Raw genomic sequence first — 1,596 nt, 5'->3', positions numbered from 1 at the left:
GTAAGTGTCAATATTTTTGCGGTAGCCTAAAAACCATTAGTCTGACCTTAATTTCTTAATATTTTATGTGGTTTAATATTCGATTTAATTTAGCTAAATAGCTTCCCCCAACAACTTCTGCGGTTAGTGCTCCATGTTGAATTCCAATGTGAGTTTCGTGACGGCGCTTCAAGCTATCTCTGAGTGCTGCCAGCAGTTTCTTATGGTCCAAGCTGATTAATTTGCCTGTTTCAAAATCACTATTGAGCCATTGCTCTAAATCACGATTTTTGATGCAGGTCAAAATCCGAAGCATGCCTTCTGCACCGGCTTCAGACCAGTACTTGCCTTGACCTTTAACCCGATAAGTGTACTTACGGTGATTGCTCTCGCAGCTGCCGATTGCCTTAGCAACTTTCAGATCTCGCATTTTGAATGGCTTGATATCGTCCCAGCGGCGATCAATATAACTGCGAAGTCGGGCGAGATGCTCATGGTTTTGCGCAGTATCTAGCTCATCAATCAGTTTACTTTCAGCGGTATTCAAGATTGTATTCACTAAGTCACGGTCGTACTTAAACTCTAAGGCATAAGTCAATTTACCCTGCAGTTCTGGGGCGAAGCAAAGACGATCTTTAATCTTTTTGTTTAGGTGGAAAACATCTAAAAAGTGCTCATGTTTATTGCAGCGACCAACAATCTCGTCAAAGTCTTTTTTAGTATAACCAGCACCGCCATCGGCATTACTGATAATCAAAGTATCAGTTAAGTCATAAGTATTAGCTAAATATTCCTTAGCTTCATTCAATGCGTCCAAACGGCTTAGCGACACAAATTCTTTGGCATTAGTCCGCTCTCTACGTTTGTAGGTCACATTACGTAAGCCTTCACAGACCTGATAACGATGAAACTCTAAACGACCTTGAGTGCCTTTAATCATGACGCCGTCACCTTCAAGATACAGTACTGGTACTTGTTTTTTTGCAGTTTGAGCATCATAACGACTGTCAGCTTCTTGTTGTTCTTTGATCCTTCGACCTGCAGTCTTAACTAAATTGCCAATCTGTGCATGACTAATGTCAAAGCTCGAAAGGCAATTAACGGCTAGGGCAGTATTGCGATAAGTGGCAACACTGCTTACTTCTAAAATATTTCTGACAGCTAAAACACTGTAATGTTTGTACTTATCAAAGCCCATTAATTCATCTAACGGATAGCGACTCGCTTGGCCAGCCTTCACGTATCTTCTTCTGGCATAAGTTACTTCACCAAAAGCCATATTGATTGAACGTTGATTCTTCTTTTCAATCTGGTAGCCTTGATTCTTCATTGATTCGCTCAGCTCTTGATCAACCTGTTCCAAGGCTAAAGCCATTAAGTCTCTAATCAAATTGAGAAAGAAAACTACTAAAGCTTTTTCACGTTTAATAATATTAGTTTCAGACTTTATAATTTTGACGATTTCAGTTACAATTAATTCCATAAAAGACCAGCTTCTAATGTGTTTTTTGCTTAACATCAGACTACTGGTCTTTTTGTTTTGGAGTCAAGTCCTGAAATGGATTTGACTCCTTTTAATTTATATTTAAACGTTACCGCAAACTATTTTACACTTAG

1 protein-coding gene is annotated in these 1,596 nt (G+C 39.1%); it reads right to left on the bottom strand.

Annotation, left to right across the window (positions count from 1 at the left end; all coding sequences use genetic code 11):
* Positions 1-55: 55 nt before the first annotated feature.
* Complete coding sequence (locus JCM6256_RS09140) at positions 56-1,462, bottom strand: ISLre2 family transposase (RefSeq protein ID WP_025081368.1); 1,407 nt, start codon at positions 1,460-1,462, stop codon at positions 56-58.
* Positions 1,463-1,596 lie beyond the last annotated feature (134 nt).

This window comes from Lactobacillus hamsteri DSM 5661 = JCM 6256 (assembly GCF_000615445.1).
Taxonomy (GTDB): domain Bacteria; phylum Bacillota; class Bacilli; order Lactobacillales; family Lactobacillaceae; genus Lactobacillus; species Lactobacillus hamsteri.
The sequence above is the reverse complement of the archived record's forward strand: the minus strand, read 5'-3'. Positions and strand labels throughout refer to the sequence as shown.